Origin of the sequence: Alteromonas sp. CNT1-28, from assembly GCF_022348345.1 — a bacterium.
GTDB lineage: Bacteria > Pseudomonadota > Gammaproteobacteria > Enterobacterales > Alteromonadaceae > Alteromonas > Alteromonas macleodii.
This window is the reverse complement of record NZ_JAKREZ010000109.1, coordinates 1-1,023: the sequence shown is the minus strand read 5'-3', so window position 1 is coordinate 1,023 and position 1,023 is coordinate 1. Positions and strand designations below refer to the sequence as shown.

Genomic DNA, 1,023 nt, shown 5'->3' with positions numbered 1-1,023 from the left:
CGTTCAGGCGATGCGCGGTGTTCGATTGCTCGTTGCTGTTGGCGTGGTAGCAGAGCTTGGCGATTTAAACCGCTTCGACCATCCAAGAAAACTCATGGCGTATTTAGGTTTAGTCCCTAGCGAACAATCATCAGGCGGAAAGCGGTACTTACGTGCTATTACTAAAGCGGGAAATGGCCGAGCACGGCGTTTGCTGATTGAAGGTGCGCACAGCTACCGGTATCCAGCGAATGTCTCTACCGAATTACAGTTAAGGCAAGAAGGCTTGCCCAAAGACATTGTCGATATTGCTTGGAAAGCGCAATTGCGTCTGTGCAAACGCTATCAGCGTATGAGTTAAAAGGGTAAACACTACAATTTAATCATTACCGCGATAGCCATAGAAATGGCCGCATATATCTGGGCTATCACAAAAGAAATGGTACTTACACCGGTTAATCCAAAATTACGGTTAAGTAGAGTACCTGCATGATAAATGAGTTTGAGCTAACGCATTCGGATCAGGCCGCGGAATGTGGCACAACCTACGAGGGTGTTATGATGGCAATAACTTAACGGTTATTGATCCACGAGCATAGACTGATGAGAAGGTGACCACGGCGGAGTGAGTAAGGTAGGCGCTGTTCATTATAATTAATGAATAATCCACGAATACCAGCATGATAACCGACGACATTACTGCCTCATCCAATGCGTTAGCTCAATTTATTATGAGCGAGAAACAAAGCTAATTATGGGCTGAAAGAGTGTCAGGGAAGCGCTCATTCTGAGTTGACAAAGGGAGTCATACCAACTTTTCAATAACGGGCGCAGGCACGTGGGGCATAATGGCGAAGCCGCCCCGCGTGTATGCGTCCCAGCGAACGAAGTGAGCGAGTTTATTGAGTTGATAATCATTGAGCCTCCTCCCTATCAGCATAAACTGAGTTTATCCTAATAGGCGACCAAACCAAGGGAGAAAACTCAATGAACTTTTATACTAATACACATCCGTACTATTGTGGAATCGATCTTCACACAAGA

The 1,023-nt window shown here is 45.7% G+C and carries 1 pseudogene; it reads left to right on the top strand.

Annotation, left to right across the window (positions count from 1 at the left end):
- Window positions 1–472, top strand: a pseudogene (locus MHN02_RS21550) (transposase); the annotation flags it as partial.
- Between the last annotated feature and the right edge of the window lie 551 nt (window positions 473–1,023).